16 protein-coding genes are annotated in these 16,989 nt (G+C 48.1%); 6 read left to right on the plus strand and 10 right to left on the minus strand.

The annotated features are described in order from the left end of the window. Together ACO0LG_RS10530 and ACO0LG_RS10535 are read right to left on the minus strand one after the other, a co-directional pair. Entirely contained in the window at window positions 1–1,992 is a 1,992-nt protein-coding gene (locus ACO0LG_RS10530; RefSeq protein ID WP_423026566.1) for an ATP-dependent DNA helicase, read from the minus strand. Window positions 1,993–2,036: 44 nt separating this feature from the next. Then, on the minus strand, window positions 2,037–2,237 hold the full coding sequence (locus tag ACO0LG_RS10535; protein ID WP_162041241.1) for a YdcH family protein: 201 nt from the start codon (window positions 2,235–2,237) through the stop codon (window positions 2,037–2,039). 84 nt (window positions 2,238–2,321) lie between these two features. Here ACO0LG_RS10535 and ACO0LG_RS10540 point away from each other — a divergent pair, with 84 nt between their 5' ends. Continuing rightward, window positions 2,322–3,122, plus strand: a complete 801-nt coding sequence (locus ACO0LG_RS10540) for a PP2C family protein-serine/threonine phosphatase (RefSeq protein WP_162041240.1) — start codon at window positions 2,322–2,324, stop codon at window positions 3,120–3,122. A gap of 46 nt (window positions 3,123–3,168) precedes the next feature. Here the strand turns inward: ACO0LG_RS10540 and ACO0LG_RS10545 are convergent, their stop codons facing one another. The 3 genes from ACO0LG_RS10545 to ACO0LG_RS10555 form a co-directional block, all read right to left on the minus strand. After that, window positions 3,169–3,816, minus strand: a complete 648-nt coding sequence (locus tag ACO0LG_RS10545) for a glutathione S-transferase (protein WP_423026051.1) — start codon at window positions 3,814–3,816, stop codon at window positions 3,169–3,171. 100 nt (window positions 3,817–3,916) lie between these two features. Beyond that, the gene (locus tag ACO0LG_RS10550; RefSeq protein WP_423026053.1) at window positions 3,917–5,713 is read right to left on the minus strand and encodes a type IV pilus assembly protein FimV; all 1,797 of its coding nucleotides are present in this window, start codon (window positions 5,711–5,713) and stop codon (window positions 3,917–3,919) included. Between the two features lie 519 nt (window positions 5,714–6,232). Beyond that, window positions 6,233–6,991 (minus strand): RNA methyltransferase, encoded by a 759-nt coding sequence (locus ACO0LG_RS10555; RefSeq protein ID WP_423026055.1) that lies wholly within the window; start codon window positions 6,989–6,991, stop codon window positions 6,233–6,235. 225 nt (window positions 6,992–7,216) lie between these two features. On the opposite strand from ACO0LG_RS10555, the gene ACO0LG_RS10560 reads away from it, so the two are divergent. Together ACO0LG_RS10560 and ACO0LG_RS10565 are read left to right on the plus strand one after the other, a co-directional pair. Continuing rightward, window positions 7,217–8,008 carry an inositol monophosphatase family protein gene (locus ACO0LG_RS10560; RefSeq protein WP_423026568.1) on the plus strand — a complete coding sequence of 264 codons (792 nt, stop codon included), beginning with the start codon at window positions 7,217–7,219 and terminating at the stop codon, window positions 8,006–8,008. A gap of 89 nt (window positions 8,009–8,097) precedes the next feature. Further along, a complete protein-coding gene (locus ACO0LG_RS10565) occupies window positions 8,098–9,453 on the plus strand; it encodes a DEAD/DEAH box helicase (RefSeq protein ID WP_423026057.1) in 1,356 nt (451 codons plus the stop codon). Window positions 9,454–9,525: 72 nt separating this feature from the next. Here ACO0LG_RS10565 and ACO0LG_RS10570 read toward each other — a convergent pair whose 3' ends face one another. Beyond that, window positions 9,526–9,648 (minus strand): hypothetical protein, encoded by a 123-nt coding sequence (locus ACO0LG_RS10570; protein ID WP_423026059.1) that lies wholly within the window; start codon window positions 9,646–9,648, stop codon window positions 9,526–9,528. Between the two features lie 267 nt (window positions 9,649–9,915). On the opposite strand from ACO0LG_RS10570, the gene mutS reads away from it, so the two are divergent. Further along, window positions 9,916–12,546 (plus strand): DNA mismatch repair protein MutS, encoded by a 2,631-nt coding sequence (gene mutS / locus ACO0LG_RS10575; RefSeq protein ID WP_423026061.1) that lies wholly within the window; start codon window positions 9,916–9,918, stop codon window positions 12,544–12,546. A gap of 66 nt (window positions 12,547–12,612) precedes the next feature. On the opposite strand, the gene ACO0LG_RS10580 is transcribed toward mutS, so the two are convergent. Then, window positions 12,613–13,176 carry an FKBP-type peptidyl-prolyl cis-trans isomerase gene (locus ACO0LG_RS10580; RefSeq protein WP_423026063.1) on the minus strand — a complete coding sequence of 188 codons (564 nt, stop codon included), beginning with the start codon at window positions 13,174–13,176 and terminating at the stop codon, window positions 12,613–12,615. Between the two features lie 78 nt (window positions 13,177–13,254). Here ACO0LG_RS10580 and ACO0LG_RS10585 point away from each other — a divergent pair, with 78 nt between their 5' ends. Beyond that, on the plus strand, window positions 13,255–14,391 hold the full coding sequence (locus tag ACO0LG_RS10585; RefSeq protein WP_423026065.1) for a JmjC domain-containing protein: 1,137 nt from the start codon (window positions 13,255–13,257) through the stop codon (window positions 14,389–14,391). Between the two features lie 303 nt (window positions 14,392–14,694). On the opposite strand, the gene ACO0LG_RS10590 is transcribed toward ACO0LG_RS10585, so the two are convergent. The 3 genes from ACO0LG_RS10590 to ACO0LG_RS10600 all read right to left on the minus strand — a co-directional run bounded on the left by ACO0LG_RS10590 (window position 14,695) and on the right by ACO0LG_RS10600 (window position 15,814). After that, window positions 14,695–14,952 carry a hypothetical protein gene (locus ACO0LG_RS10590; RefSeq protein ID WP_423026067.1) on the minus strand — a complete coding sequence of 86 codons (258 nt, stop codon included), beginning with the start codon at window positions 14,950–14,952 and terminating at the stop codon, window positions 14,695–14,697. Window positions 14,953–15,126: 174 nt separating this feature from the next. Continuing rightward, the gene (locus ACO0LG_RS10595) at window positions 15,127–15,474 is read right to left on the minus strand and encodes a c-type cytochrome (protein ID WP_423026069.1); all 348 of its coding nucleotides are present in this window, start codon (window positions 15,472–15,474) and stop codon (window positions 15,127–15,129) included. Window positions 15,475–15,490: 16 nt separating this feature from the next. Next, entirely contained in the window at window positions 15,491–15,814 is a 324-nt protein-coding gene (locus ACO0LG_RS10600) for a c-type cytochrome (RefSeq protein WP_423026071.1), read from the minus strand. A gap of 271 nt (window positions 15,815–16,085) precedes the next feature. Here ACO0LG_RS10600 and ACO0LG_RS10605 point away from each other — a divergent pair, with 271 nt between their 5' ends. Next, a complete protein-coding gene (locus tag ACO0LG_RS10605; RefSeq protein ID WP_423026073.1) occupies window positions 16,086–16,949 on the plus strand; it encodes an AAA family ATPase in 864 nt (287 codons plus the stop codon). Window positions 16,950–16,989 lie beyond the last annotated feature (40 nt).

Consider the following 16,989-nt stretch of genomic DNA (forward strand, 5'->3'; position numbering starts at 1 on the left):
TTAAGGTGGTGTTTTTATTTTTTTGAAAAACGCCTGCACATCTGCCAGCTCCCTCGTGCGTGCAAAACTCGGCAGGCTTTGCCAGATACGCTTGCCATAGGGCTTTGAAATAAGTCTTGGGTCGCAGATCATCAAAACTCCTTTGTCGCCCTCATCACGGATCAGACGACCGGCACCCTGCTTCAAATTGATAATCGCTTCCGGCAATTGGTGATGAACAAAACCATTGAGACCTTTTTTCTCCATCGCGGCTATGCGTGCAGACAATACCGGGTCATCAGGTGGCGCGAAAGGCAGCTTATCGATAATCACCAGGGACAAGGCATCGCCACGTACATCTACGCCTTCCCAAAAACTTTGACTGCCGATAAGAACACCATTGCCCGCTGCCCTGAAACGGTCGAGTAATTCAGTCCTGCCAGCATCGCCATGCACGAACAAAGGAAAGTCCAAACCACGTTTCTGGAATTCCTCGCGCAAACGTTCTGCACTGTGTTTCACGGCTTTCAGGGTCGTACATAACAGGAAGGTCTTGCCACCAGCTGCTTCTATGACCGGCAATGCGGCATCAATGACCGCATCCATGTAGCCAAAGGAATTTGGCTGCGGCATGCCGTTAGGCACATACAAATACCCCTGCTCCTGATAATTGAAGGGACTGGGCCAGGTGCGCGCCGGCTGATCCCACAAACCCATTTGCGACACATAATGACTAAAGTCATTTTTGACGGCCATGGTAGCAGAAGTAAAAATCCATGTACGCGGCACGCCTTCACGCTGCTTGTTAAAAATTGGGGCAATTGACAAAGGGGTGCGGTGCAATTGCAAGGAAGTAGAGAACGCTTCTACCCACAATACATAGTCACCGGATTTACCGTCATCTGCGGCATTCCATTTTTCATATTGCTCAGCCAGAGTGATCGCACGCGCCCGGCACTGCTCCAGGGTCTCCGCACGCTCGGCCTGTTTTTCCAATACGGCAATCATGGCATCCATACTGGATTTCAAGGTTTCCAGGGCTTCAAAGAAAGGGCTGGATGGCGCAATCTGGTCTATGGAATAGCGTACGATATCTTGCGGGAAGGCCAGACGTAAATCGCGTGCAGCCCGCTCAACAGGGGCAACCAGCTTGGACCACTCCGCCCCATCCCTTGCATGCGACAAACCTTCTGCCTGTACATCGCGGCAAAGTTCCAGCACTTGCGAGGTTGAGACGGTATCGCCAAAAAACAGCGTGGCAGTTTCCGGTAATTGATGTGCCTCATCGAAGATGACTGTATTTGCAGACGGTAATAACTCTGCGATACCGGTATCTTTCAAGGCCACATCAGCAAAGAACAGATGATGGTTCACCACGACCACATCTGCCTGCTGCGCCTCTTTGCGCGCCTTCATCACGAAACAGTCCTGATAATACTGGCACTCTGATCCCATGCAGGTATCTTTGGTCGAGGTAACCAGACTCCAGACCGAGGCATTTTCTGGTACGCGTGCCAGTTCAGCCTTGTCCCCCGTCATTGTGGTTTTAATGAAACGGCTTATGTCACGCAGATAACCAACATCTTCACGCGAGCTCAGGCGGCCATTTTGTATGGTTCTCTCAAGATGGTAATGACATAGATAGTTTGCCCTGCCCTTTAGCAAGGCAATCGATACAGGCGCCTTCAAGACTTTGCGTATCGTGGGAATATCGCGCAAAAATAGCTGATCCTGCAGGTTTTTTGTCCCCGTAGAGACAATAACCTTACCGCCCCACAATAATGCCGGGGTCAGGTATGCATAAGTCTTTCCTGTTCCAGTGCCCGCTTCTGCCAACAAGGTTTTCTGTCCTGCAATTGCATCGGCGATAGCTTTTGCCATCTCTGTCTGCGCCTGGCGCGGGCGATAACCATTGATGGACGCACTTAATGGTCCGGTCAAGCCAAAAATATGTTCTACTTCTGTATCGTGAATGCCGTTTGCATTCGGTGTGGCAAGTGGTTCAGTCAAAATGAGGCAATCAGAAACTAACTATAAAGCTAAGGAAAAGTGGATAATCATGCTGGGACATCAGGTGTCAATTGCATTCTTAGTAATGTAATATGATCTTTCAGTTGCAATTTGCGTTTTTTTAGGCGCCGCAACTGTAATTCATCATGAGAGGGATCTTTAATCAGGGTCTCGATTACCACATCCAGGTCTCTATGTTCAACCTCGAGCTCGATAATGCGTTGTTGTATTTGTTCAGGGTGGCTCATAGTCTTCTGGTTGCAGTAAAATAAAGTTTAATTAAGGAAAGACCATTTTTGGGTTTATCCCGTTAGTTTAATCTACCAAGACGTATGAGCCAATATAAGATCGAAGCTGGAACCGGACAACATATCGGCGACAGGCAGGAACAACAAGACCGCACTGCACTTTTTGCGGCACCACATGCACCGGGCTATGTCATGGCCGTGGTCGCCGATGGCATGGGCGGCAAAAGCGGCGGCGCACTTGCCGCTGAGCAAGTCGTGCGCACGGCAAAACAATTATTTGATGAATTTTACCCAGGGAATGATGTCCGCAGTCTTTTAGAAAATATCGTCAACGAAGCTCACACCGTCATTAAATTGTCTGGTGTTTCATCAGAAAAAGAACCACATAGTACGGTAGTCGCGCTAGTAATTACCCCGCAGCAAGAAGCTATCTGGGCCTATGTAGGAGATTCACGTCTTTACCGATTTGACGGCCCGAATTATGCCGAAAAAACCAAAGATCACTCTTATGTAGAAAAATTGGTCGATGAAGGCAAGATTACCGCTGAAGAAGCCAAGACTCACAGATTATCGAATATCCTGGTGAATGTACTCGGTTCAAGCACGGCTGCACCTTATATTACCTTTGGTGAACATACTCCGTTGAAGGCCCATGACAGCTTTTTGCTTTGTTCGGATGGCCTCTGGCATTATTTTGAAGACCATGAACTGTCGGCAGCAGTTGCTGCCAACAGTCCCCGCCAAGCCTCTGAGTTCTTGATCAGAAAAGCCAGGGACAGAGCAAGCGGTCGTGGTGATAATTGTACCTTTGCGATAGTCAAACTGGTAGAGCCGCCCGCACAGGCCAAAACATATACTGTGCAAAAAATGCGCAGGGCAGTGTAAATTTGCTCTGATGGCGCTATAAATTAGCTGTGTAGCGCCATCAAATTCATTTACCCTTGTTTGCCATCAATTCCTGATTTGCTTTGCGATCTGCATTGACCTTTTGCATGTGTGGCCGCTCTGCAATGAATTTTACATATTCCCGCGTAGGCAACTCAGCCAGAAAATCCCTGCCATAAATAATCTTGGTCGCCATGGATATCAGAGGAAAATGCACAACGGCAGCACAATCCGCCAGTGTGAATTCTTTACCACCAACAAAAGGGTCAAACTTTGCCAGCTTTGCAAATGCAGGGATGTTGCGGCTCAGTTGCTTTTCTACTTTTGCCTTGAGCTCGTCAGTGACCTTGCCTCCGAAAAAAGCTTCGGCATAAAGCTCGCGCGCAGGCAACTCCATGTGCAGCTCAATAAAGGTAATCAATTCGCGTAATTTAGCGGCTGCGAACGGGTCTGCAGGCATCAGAGGATGATCAGGGAAGCGACTTTCCAGGTATTCAACAATCACTTGAGATTCACACAGCGAGCCGTGCTCAGTTTCTAAATAGGGAATTTTTCCTAAAGGTGAATGCTGCAATAATTCAGGTGCTTTTCCAGTCCAGACTAATTGCTCCTCAAAGGGAATAGCTTTCTCCAAAAGCGCCAATTTGACTTTATTGTAATAATTACTGACTGCAAAACCGCAAAGCTTGATCATATATCTCCATTCTTTATTTTTATTTGTACAACAAAAATTTGCAGTCAGGCCACTAGAAACTGGCCTGCTGCATTCTCGGGCTTACCCGAATTAGTCCGTGTTATTTTTCTTTCGGAAAATCGATCATCTCAAAATTGATGACATTCGACTCTGGTACCGCTTGCTTTTCGTGACCGGCAAGTTCATCCGATGGCAAATCAGGTACATTTGCCCAGGCACGATTTCTTTCCGGTGCGCCAAAAGAATTCGACTTTTCAAGCTCATTCGCAACCGAAATCAGTAACAGGATATCGCGGTAAACCGGCAATTCAAAACCCATGCGCTTGCCATCCCTGTCATCGACAAGAAGACTTTCGAGAAACGGTAAAATATCATTTGAGCTCCACATAGTGCAGATGCGATTCATCAAATGCTCAAAGTCATCAAGGTGCCTGCTAGGCAGGGTCGCCGGATCTACTTCAAATTCAGGTACATTTGCATTAAAAAACACAATGAACCTGTCTCTTAATATGTCATATTTTTCTTTGTTGGCAGTGACCCGATATAAATCGATCAGGTATAGCCAGGGCACGGGCGACTCGGGATGATCGACGTCGGCCAGGGGTTCAAGAATTTCAATCGCCCTTTGCGGGTCGTTAACAGAAATCCAGAATTCAGCTTCCTGAGTCACGTCAGAAATTTCTTCCACCTTGACCGACTGGCCTTTTGTGGAAAAGAAATTAAAGGTACTGCTATTACTGTCCTCCAGTGTGGGGACATAAGCTTTACTGAATATTGAGGGTGTGTCGAGCTTGCCCAGACTGGTATCTGCCGCAACTTTTCTGGATGGTTTTGTCACTGGGCGACTGGAGCCAGGCTCGTCATCATCATGAACCTGGTACAGTGAACTGGTCGTTGTAGGCCCATAAGAAGCCTGTATGCTATCGACGATTTCTTCTATATTCTTTTTGGCTTCAGACTCAGAAGCAGGTTCTTTTTGCTGCCACCAGCTCTCATGTAATCTCTTACGCATGCGACTGACGTAGAGCAGGAGCAAAGCAATGATGGCGATGCCTGCAGCGATGAATACACTCAGGCCCATCACCCAGTTGCGTGAAAAACTGGTTTCGTGAGCCTCTTCGAGCGCCGCCTTATCCAGCTGGCTCTGACGCTTGAGTTGTTGTGCTTCTTGTTGCAGGCTCAGAATTTTTTGTTGTTCATTCTTGAACTTGTCAGCAGCAAGCTGCCCTGGTTTTTCATCCCGCAACATTGCAGCAAGCTGAGCCTGCGCTGCGCGCAACTCTTCAATATTGGAATGAGGTGTACCAATAGACAAGCTATCACTGAGACGCAAACCTTGCGTTTGTTCCAGCACTGGCAAATCATCCGACAGTTTCAGCGTGTCCCGGGGTTTATTGATTGGTTTGTCAGTCGATTTGGCTGGCTTTTTTTTTGTTGCAGGTGCATTACCCGGTGTAGCAACAATTTCTGTCAACTCACTGACGGGCTTGTCTTTCCTGATGCGTGGCCTGTTTTTTACCTGAGGAGTTTGATCTCCTGTGGCAATATCTTTGCCAGCGATATCTTTACCAATTAAAGCTGGTACAGGACTTACTGTCCCTCTGGCAGAGCTAACAGTTGGTGCTGTCAAAGTCGGCGCAGATAAAGGCGGGTCAAGCAGGATCAGAAATTCTCTATGCAATTGAATTTCGCAACCCATGTTCACCAATATCTTGACTGCGGGCTCGGCTATGGTGCTTCTGGTGACCAGAGTCAGGAAACGTGCTCCCCCCTTTTGCACTAAAGTGACATTCACTGGGGCGATGGCGTAACCATCTGGACTCTCAACTTTAGCCTTAAAGCATGACTGATCGATTTCTGCCGCATCATTTCCCGTCAACTCTAATTGGGCTCGCAATTGCTGCCCCAGTGCTGACTGCACAGTCAGATTACTAAACCCCAGCGCATACGCATCACCTGTTGCTCCCGATGCAAGGGCACCAAGGCAAAACAGGTGTAGCGTCGATCGGCGAAATGGAACAAAAATAATAATGACCTCAGAATGAAAGTAATTACTTCAGAAAATCAATTGTTATTCCTGAATGTATATTAACTGCAATCTTACTGGCTTTATAACAATCCTTGAAGTCGTTACCAAATGTAAAACGCAAACAAAGGTAACAATGTTTGTTGATTTCAACATATTTATCAATTGCAACAACAATATCTACTACTGTTTCCCTCACCATACATCAAACTCTTAATGTATTTTCGATACATTTGAAAGAAAACTACGTAATAAAACAATAGCAAATGCAGTATATAGTCATTTAATGACAATTTGCTAAAAAGACACAAAGTTCAAATCATTTATGCCTTATTTATGCTTTGCTGATGTCTTATTAAAGCAGAAATTCTATTATTTTTCAGGTACCGTCTATTTTTTACTAACTTCCAATATTTTATTCGCAATCCCACGCAAGATATTCACCTCCTCAACCTCTAATTGCGTGCGCGACAGCATGCGCTTCAGGCGAGGCATCAGTTTCTTGGGCTTCTCTGGATTCAAAAACTGTATCGCTACAAGTGCTTGTTCAAGATGCGTATACATTCCATCTATTTCAGTCACAGTTGCCAATTGCCCATGAAAGCCGACATTCCCGGCAACTGGCATGCCAGTATCAGCGGCCATCCGGCACTCATAAGACAACAGTTGTATCGCTTGCGCCAGATTCAATGAAGAATAAGCAGGATTGGCAGGAATATTAATCAGGGAATGGCAATTCATGACAATCTCGTTAGGCAGGCCAAATCGTTCATTGCCAAAAATCAGTCCAATTTTTGCATGCTGGCTTTGCACCATTGTTTCAGCAAATACTCTGGGTGTGAGAATGGGCGGTGAAAATTCACGCAATCTGGCACTGACGGCTGCCACATATTCACATCCTTCCAAGGCTTCATCGATATGATCCACGATGCGGGCAGTGTCGAGTATATCTTGCGCACCGCTGGCAAGGGCGATCGCTTCCGGGTTTTGCAGGGCGTCAGCAAAGCGCGGCTTTACCAACACTAACTCACTAAAACCCATGGTTTTAATGGCCCTGGCGGCTGAACCTATATTGCCGGGATGACTGGTTTCAACCAGGACGAAACGCAGGCGCTGAAAAAGAGATGTGTCGGTTTTGGGCAAGTTCATTTAAAATAGCGGTATCACGCGTTAATTTTTATTCGGTTGGCGTCTTGGTTATACGTATCGCTTGTACGCATTGTTTGTACATATTATTAACCAGACGGGTGGCAGTTGGACAAGAATTACGTACGCTCTTTATCATTTTTGTCTAGCATCGTAGTGACATCCTTACTCTTTTTTGAAGGATAGTCGTTTGCATGCTGCCATTTTATCGGAAACCTTATGCACCCAATGCTGAATACGGCAGTTAAAGCCGCTCGTCGTGGCGCGACGATTATCAATCGCGCATCTTTTGATCTTGACCGTGTCCAGGTCACAGAGAAACAATTCAATGATTTCGTGACTGAAGTCGATCATGCTGCCGAAGCTGCCATCATCGAAGTATTGACTTCTGCCTATCCTGATCATGCCGTTCTGGCTGAAGAATCGGGTGCCTCCGCTAATTTGCATGACGAAAATGATAATGTCTGGATCATTGATCCACTGGATGGCACGACTAACTTCATTCACGGCTTCCCGCAATATTGCGTCTCCATCGCCCTGCAACAACGCGGAGTGATTACACAGGCTGTCATTTACGATCCTACCCGCAATGAAATGTTCACGGCCAGTAAAGGCGCTGGTGCCTTCCTGAACGACAAGCGTATCCGTGTTACCCGTTGCGACAAACTGGCTGACGCATTGATCGGCACGGGCTTCCCATCCCGCGACTTGTCTGGTCTGGATGAATACCTGGCCATGTTCAAAGTCATGACCACGAAATGCCAGGGACTGAGAAGACCAGGTTCTGCCGCGCTTGATCTGGCTTACGTAGCCACTGGCCGTCTTGATGGCTTTTTTGAAAAAGGCCTGGCACCTTGGGACATCGCGGCCGGCTCACTCGTCATTACAGAGGCTGGCGGCATCGTCGGCAACTTCTCCGGCGACTCCGACTATCTGCATAAAGGTGATGTATTGGCAGGCACACCTAAAGTATTTGCCCAGATGGTCAATGCATTACAACCGTTCTCCGCTAAAAAGTAAATTCTCACGTCCCGATTATTTGATTGGGACGCCCCTCTCTCCGGATGGATGAAAATCAGTCCGGTCATAAAGAAACACAGTAAAACCACATGGCATCATTCAACGAACTCGGCTTATCCGAGAACATTGTCCGCGCAGTCAGCGAACAAGGCTATACCTCTCCAACGCCTATACAACAGCAAGCAATTCCTGCTGTCATCAAAGGTGGTGACTTGCTGGCTGGTGCGCAAACCGGCACCGGCAAAACAGCTGGCTTTACCCTGCCTATCTTGCAGCGTCTGTCCACCTCAGCCAATGCCCCAAGAGACAAAACCAGCAGACGCCCCATCCGCGCCCTGGTACTGACACCAACCCGCGAACTGGCTGCTCAGGTAGAAGAAAGCGTCAATACCTACGGCAAATATGTGCCTCTGAATTCTGGCGTGATTTTTGGTGGCGTTGGCATCAATCCGCAAATCAAATTATTGAAGCAAGGGGTCGATATTCTGGTGGCAACACCTGGTCGCTTGCTTGATCATCATCAGCAAGGTACGATAGATCTGCGCCATATCGAAATCCTGGTATTGGATGAAGCCGACCGCATGCTAGATATGGGCTTTATTCATGACATCAAAAAAGTGCTGGCGATCTTGCCTCCCAAGCGCCAGAACTTGCTGTTCTCCGCCACTTTCTCCGACGAAATCAAGACGCTGGCTGATCGATTGCTGAACAACCCAGCGATGATCGAAGTTGCACGCCGCAATTCAACTGTCGAAATCATTGCACAAAAAGTGCATCCGGTTGACCGTGACAAAAAACATCCACTGCTGGCCCACCTGATCAAGACCCATCAATGGTCACAAGTACTGGTGTTTACCCGTACCAAGCACGGTGCCAACAAGCTGGTAGAGCAATTGGGCAAAGACGGCATTGCCGCCATGGCCATCCACGGCAACAAGAGCCAGTCCGCACGCACAAAAGCTTTGGCAGAATTCAAGGATGCCAGCTTGACCGTGCTGGTGGCGACCGACATCGCTGCCCGTGGTATCGACATTGATCAACTGCCTCACGTTGTCAATTATGATTTGCCGAATGTGCCAGAAGATTACGTGCATCGCATAGGCCGCACTGGGCGCGCTGGCGCTACTGGTGAGGCACTTTCCCTGGTCTGCGTTGATGAATTCAAATTGCTGGCTGATATAGAAAAACTCATCAAGCGTCAGATACCACAAGAAATCATCGATGGCTTCATTCCTGACCCTCATGCCAAAGCTGAACCTATACAGTTGCGCAGCTTTGACCACCGTGGTGGTGGTGGCCGAGGCCAGCCATCAGGCCGTGGGCAACAAGCACGTACGCCAGGTAAAGCTGCGGCACCTCAGGCTGCCAAGCCCCGCCCAGCAGGCCCAAGGCCAGCCGTGAAGCAATCGGCGCCACGCAGGTCTGGTAGTCGTGGCAACGGCTAACATTCCACATTAAATCGTATTAAAAGCACAAAGGGCCATTTAGGCCCTTTGTGCTTTATACATACTGATGATTCATTTATTCGTTGCATGTACCAACTGCTGCAAACTCAGCATGCTCATCTGGTTTACTTGTATAACACCACGACGTGGGCGATCCAGGTCTATCGTCAAAAACACCGCCATACTGATATTCATTCGTCATTCGCCAGTGCCTTTTCGATACTTAGGAAGATATTGCTACAATCAGATTTTTTGATTTTAACAATATCTCAGACAGATTTTGCTTTTTACCTGGCAATTGTACGGTCTGCAAGTTATTGATATCAACAATAAAGCCCGACAACCGTAGACCAAGGCAATCGTCTATGATATGGTGCGCACCAAATTTGAGCTGACTGACCATAAATTCCGGCGATCAGCAAGCAAAAAACAAGAAAACAAAACGAATAAAATCAAAGTCTTATGACAGCAAAAGAAACTCAACATACGCCGATGATGCAGCAATATTTGCGCATCAAAGCTGACTATCCGGAAACTCTGGTGTTCTATCGCATGGGCGATTTTTATGAACTGTTTTTTGGCGATGCCGAGAAAGTCTCACGCCTGCTCGGTATCACCCTGACACAGCGCGGCAGTTCTGGTGGCGAGCCAATCAAGATGGCGGGCGTGCCCTTCCATTCCCTGGAGCCCTATCTTGCCAAGCTAGTCAAGATAGGTGAATCAGCGGCGATCTGCGAACAGATAGGTGACCCGGCAACCAGCAAGGGCCCGGTTGAGCGCAAAGTCATGCGCGTGATTACGCCAGGCACGCTCACCGACACTGATTTGTTGCCAGAAAAATCTGACCGCCCGTTGCTGTCGCTATGCATGCTGCAGCAAAGAAAAACCGTCAGCATAGGGCTGGCCTGGTTGTCACTGGCCAGTGGCGCTTTGAAGTTGATGGAAGTGTCGACCGACGAAAAATCTCTGCCGCAACGCTTACAGCAAGAACTGGAGCGCATCAGCCCCGCTGAAGTATTGCTGTCCGCTGGCACGCTTTTACTGGATGAGCACTACAAGCAGCTCCCAGGTAAATTCTCTGAACTGCCTGACTGGCATTTTGATGTCAAGCAAGGGCAAAAAGCCTTGCAAGATCAATTGGGTACTGCCTCATTGACTGGCTTTGGTGTAGAAAACCTGAATGCTGCCCTGGGTGCAGCTGGCGCATTGCTGCGCTATGCCGAAAGTACGCAAGGCCGTGGCCTGAAGCATGTCAATACGCTTAATGTCGAAAGCGAACATGAATTCATAGGCCTGGACACCGCGACACGCCGCAATCTTGAGTTGACTGAGACTTTGCGTGGGCAAGAATCCCCTACCCTGTTCTCTTTGCTTGATCATTGTCGCACAGCCATGGGTTCACGCCTGCTGCGTCACTGGCTGCATCATGCAAGGCGCGATCAGGCAGTTGCCAGAGCGCGCCATGATGCTATCAAGGCGCTGATTCAGGCTGACTCCACCGATGGCCTGGCGACCACTTTAAAGGCCATTCCTGACATAGAACGCATCACTACGCGTATCGCCCTGCAATCTGCGCGCCCGCGTGATTTATCTGCGTTGCGTGATGGCATGCAAAACCTGCCCGGTCTGCGCAATTATGTCAGTCTGTGCATCGCCGATAATCAAACCAGCTTGCTGACCAAGGTCTTGTCTGATCTCGATACGCCGACAGAGTGCCTGGATTTACTGGAACGCGGCTTGATGTTGCAACCAGCGACCATGGTACGTGACGGTGGCGTGATAGCCACTGGCTTTGATGTCGAGCTCGATGAATTACGCGCACTGTCTGAGAATGCGGGACAATTCCTGATAGATCTGGAAGTATCTGAACGAGAGCGCACCGGCATTGCCAATCTGCGCGTTGAGTACAACCGTGTGCATGGTTTTTATATTGAAGTCACGAATGGGCAAAGCGATAAAGTCCCTGACAATTACCGTCGTCGCCAGACCCTGAAAAATGCCGAGCGCTATATCACGCCAGAATTGAAGGCCTTTGAAGACAAGGCCTTATCAGCACAGGAGCGTGCATTGGTGCGTGAAAAAATGTTGTATGAACGCCTGCTGCAAGACTTGCTGCCGCAAGTGCCCCTGCTACAAAGAGTGGCGGGTGCAATTGCCCAACTTGACACCTTGGTCAGCCTGGCCGAACATGCGACCAAGAATAACTGGTGTGCGCCACAATTGGTGGATGAGCCGACCCTGCATATCGTCCAGGGTCGCCATCCGGTGGTCGAAAACCAGATAGAACGTTTTATCGCCAACGATTGCGATTTTTCTGCCGAGCGTAAATTATTGCTGATCACCGGCCCTAACATGGGTGGCAAATCGACTTTCATGCGCCAAGTTGCCCTGATTACCCTGCTCGCTTATGTAGGCAGTTATGTACCGGCGACTGAAGTGACAATAGGCCCAATAGACCGCATCTTCACGCGCATAGGTGCGGCGGATGATCTTGCGGGCGGCCGTTCTACCTTCATGGTCGAGATGACAGAGTCTGCTGCCATCTTGAATGGTGCGACTGACCATTCGCTGGTATTGATGGATGAAGTGGGTCGCGGCACATCAACCTTTGACGGCCTTGCCCTTGCATGGGCAATTGCCAAGCATCTCATACAGGTATCCAAGAGCTACACTCTGTTTGCCACCCATTATTTTGAACTCACGCAATTACCTGAAGTGCACTCATCTGCAGAAAACGTGCATTTATCGGCGGTTGAACATAAGGAAAACATTGTCTTCCTTCATGCAGTACAGGCCGGCCCTGCATCACAAAGCTATGGTTTGCAGGTGGCGCAACTGGCGGGCATACCGCAAGCCGTTATCCGCTCTGCCCGCAGACATCTGGCTGATCTGGAAGCGCAGTCACTGCAATCGACGCCACAGTTTGATTTATTCTCTGCTTCGGCTGGCGCGCATGAAGTGGAAATTGCGGAATCAGTGCCCGTCAATACTGAACTGATGGATACACTTGATACCATGGACCCTGATAGCATGACGCCGAGGGATGCACTGGCTGCCTTGTATGAACTGAAGAATCTGGCAAACAAAGCCTGATCAGGGGCAGACCCTGAAAGAAAAAATGCCGCTGAAATTCTTCAGCGGCATTTTTTTTATTGCAACTTAGTGCAAAGGATGGCTGCGATATGCATCGCCCATACCGTCATCGTCCTCGTCCTCGTCATCTTCGTCATGTTGATGACCATGAGCGCCATGTACGTGACCATGAGCAACTTCTTCATCAGAGGCAGCACGCACATCCTCCACCGTCAGGCTAAAGCGCAATGCGATGCCTGCCAGGGGATGGTTGCCATCCAGCACGACTTTGTCGTCGGCAATATCAGTGATCGTAAAGATATGCGCATTGTCATCGTCTTCCGCCTCTCCAGCCTCTTCGGGCATGCCTTCAAACTGCATACCGACTTCCAGCGGAGATGGGAAACGCTCGCGCGGCTCCACTTTCACCAGGGCTGCATCATAGTCACCAAAAGCATCCTCAGGGTTGAGCTGAATAATGGTGCTGAAACCCTTTTCCTTGCCTTCCAGAGCTTCTTCTATCTTGGGAAACACATTGTCGTACCCGCCATGCAGGTAAACCATAGGCTCCTGACCCTCTTCTATCAGATTGTCTTGTGCGTCTTTCAAGGTATAGACTGCAGTAACAACTGAATTTTTGCCTATCTTCATAGCAATTCCTTAAAAATTTATTTGCCCTGAGATTATACCTGTCTAGTCGAGTCCTTTGCCTCGGCCTATAATGCGGGCATGAAAAAAATTACCATTCCCCTGCCCCTGCTGGGCGGCATTACAGCAGAAGAATTTCTCAATGAGTATTGGCACAAGAAGCCCCTGCTGATACGCCAGGCCATCCCTGACTTCCAGCCACTGATCCCTAAAGCGGATTTGTTTGACATGGCTGGCCGTGAGGATGTTGAATCCAGGCTCATCAGCTTTTTCAACAAACACTGGGAAATGAAGGCTGGCCCGCAAACCACGCTGCCAGTCAAAGAAAAGAAAGACTGGACGCTGCTGGTACAAGGCGTTAATTTGCATGATGACAAGGCAGATGCGCTGCTCAGGCAATTCCGCTTCATCCCTGACAGCAGGCTTGATGACCTGATGATCAGCTTTGCTGCTGATGGCGGCGGCGTTGGCCCACATTTCGATTCTTATGACGTATTCCTGCTGCAGGCGCATGGGCAGCGCAAATGGCGCATAGGAGCACAAAAAGACTTGACGCTGATTGATGGCATGCCACTCAAGATTTTGCGCAACTTCAAGGCAGAGCAAGAATTCGTGCTGGAACCAGGCGACATGCTGTATCTGCCACCCAAATATGCACACGATGGCATCGCCATAGGCGACTGCATGACTTACTCCATAGGTTTCCGTGCACCGTCTTACCAGGAACTGGGTGAATCCTTCCTGCACTTCATGTCTGACTCGATAGACTTGCCAGGAAGATATGCAGACCCTGGCCTAAAAGTCAGCACCAAACCGGCAGAAATCAGCAATGACATGCTGGAGCAGGTTGCTGATGAGATTGCCAAGATTCAATTTACCGATGATGACGTACTCATTTTTCTAGGTGAACACCTGACCGAACCCAAACCCAGTGTTTTCTTCAGCGGACCAGAAAAACCGCTGGCACCTAAACGTTTCCATCAGTCAGCCCAGAAAAATGGTCTGAAGCTCTCACGCAAATCGCTGATGTTATATAAAGGAAAACATGTTTTCATCAACGGAGAATCGTTTGCGGTTGGCAAGGAAGATAAGATTTGTCTGAACAAATTAGCAAATCAAAGAGAGCTTGATGGCGCTGATCTGGCGAATATTTCCGCAGATGCGATAGAAACTTTTTGCCTTTGGTATGAGGATGGCTGGCTAAATCTACGCGAATGATTGCTGCAATGCGTCATTATTTTGGAATATGAAAGAAAATTTTCTTCCTAAAAGTAGTTTATTTTCATGGAAAACCTGAAATTTCCTACTTAAAATAGCCTCTTGTCTAGAAATAATGATTGATTTGAGTGCAAAAATGCATCTATACCTATTCCATTAATGGAAAAATCATTATAATTCCGGGTTAGGAAACTTTCGTAGGGGCCGAATGTCGTTTTGGCGAGAAGCTCGCGAATTAACCTATAGAGCGATAATTACCGGTAATTATTCATCGCAAAGTTTTGATCTTCTTTTTTGATCTATTTATTGAAAGTACAAACATGAAAAAATCACTCTTGCTCGTTTCCCTGTTGGCATTGACTCTGGCTGCTTGCGGCGAGAAAAAAGCTCCTGAAGCATCCGCTCCAGCAGCATCTGCAACAGCTCCTGCACCAGCATCTGCTCCAGTAGAAGCCCCAGCAGCAGCTCCTGCTCCAGCAGCAGCATCTGACGCAGCAGCAGCATCTGGCGCAGCTCCTGCAGCATCTGCAGCAGCTTCCGCTCCAGCAGCAGCTTCCGCATCTGCTTCCAAGTAATTTTTAATTACTTAAGAAAAACCGGCTTTCAGCCGGTTTTTTTTCACCTCTTAAAAAAGTGCGGCGCAATTCAAGACCAGACAGCAATTCGCATGAATGCAAGAGGTGTAAAAAAGCCACGAATATTCGTGGCTTTTTTGAAAACTATCCAAAAGAGAACTTATTTTTTTAATACCAACTCAGTTGGCAAGCTATGCAAATACGCTGCGATATTCTGTATATCCTTGTTTGACAGCGCCTTGGCCTGTGCCGCCATCGTCGGATTAGAACGACCATTTTGAACATCGCCACCGCGCTGATATGAATGCAAGGCCTGAGCAAGATAATCGGCATGTTGACCTGCCAGCTTTGGATAGCTAGGGTCTATGGGCTTGGAATAATTTTCACCATGGCAAGACGCGCAATTGAATTTTTTTGCTGCTTCCTTGCCGGCCTCAATATCACCACCTGCATAAGCTGCGAAAGACAAGCTGGACAACAGGGTTGCCATCAACAAAGTTTTCTTCATGATCTTATCCTTATTCTTATTTTTGTTGAGAGTAATATGCTGCCAAGTCTGCAATATCCTGATCAGTCAGGCTACCGGCTATGCCGCGCATGGATGGATGCTTGCGGTCGCCTTTTTGATAAGCCTTCAAGGCGTTTTCTATATATTTGGCAGATTGCCCACCTATCATAGGCACCTGATACACCTCAGGGAAACTTGCTTTGTAGCCAGGAATGCCATGGCAACCAATACACATCGCGATTTTTTTATCAGCAGCATCTTTAGGATTGCCAACCGGATCTGCCGCAGTAGCAGCTTGAGCGAGGCTCGCCATAGCGAGGAGTGCAAACAATTTTTTCATATTAGCGATTATTAATTAGCAGGCAGATCAATAAATTCAGTGTTTTGATATAACTCAGCATTTTAGCTGATTACAATCAGATTTGCGCAAAAAACCTCGGGCTAGCCCTTCTCTAAAGGACAAAAAAGCTGCACTTACGCAACTCCTGGCAAAAAAATTATTGCCTTTCTGCGTTGACTGCACAGAAAAAAGAACAGCCGTTCACAAGAGGGCAAATTCTCGCTTATACTCTTTACACTCTCAAGCAACCCAACACGTCGAGTTTATATCCATGTCACAAGCTCCAACTACTTTACGCTTTGACGGTGCCGACAATTATGTCGCCACCGATGATTTGAAACTGGCCGTCAATGCCGCTCTGAGTCTGCAACGCCCGCTATTGATCAAGGGCGAGCCAGGCACAGGTAAAACCATGCTGGCAGAAGAAGTCGCTGCCGCCCTTAATATGCCTCTGATGCAGTGGCATATCAAATCCACGACCAAGGCGCAGCAGGGTTTGTATGAATACGATGCCGTCTCGCGCCTACGTGATTCTCAGCTCGGCGACGAACGCGTCAAGGATATCCATAACTACATTATCAAAGGCGTGCTATGGCAGGCCTTTACCGCAGACGAGCCTGTGGTTTTGCTCATCGATGAAATCGATAAAGCCGACATAGAATTTCCGAATGACTTGTTGCGCGAGTTGGACCGCATGGAATTTTATGTCTATGAAACCCGTGAGATGGTACGCGCCATACATCGCCCGCTGGTTATCATTACGTCTAACAATGAAAAAGAGTTGCCTGATGCCTTCTTGCGCCGCTGCTTCTTCCATTACATCAAATTCCCCGACAAGGAAACGATGCAAAAGATCGTTGACGTGCACTTCCCAAAACTGAAGTCCGATTTACTGGCACAGGCATTGCAAACCTTTTATGAAATCCGTGACGTTGCGGGCCTTAAGAAAAAACCTTCCACCTCAGAATTCATAGACTGGCTGAAACTTTTGCTGGCAGAAGATATTCCTTTAGAAGCCATGCGCAGCAAAGACAATAAGGCTATCGTTCCTCCTTTGCATGGTGCCTTGCTTAAAAATGAGCAGGATGTGCATTTATTTGAACGCCTCGTGTACATGTCGCGCACTAATCGCTAATCAGATATCGTAACAAAAATGGCGCTGCAAATTGCAGCGC

Source organism: Undibacterium sp. Ji42W, assembly GCF_049340405.1.
Lineage (GTDB): Bacteria > Pseudomonadota > Gammaproteobacteria > Burkholderiales > Burkholderiaceae_D > Undibacterium.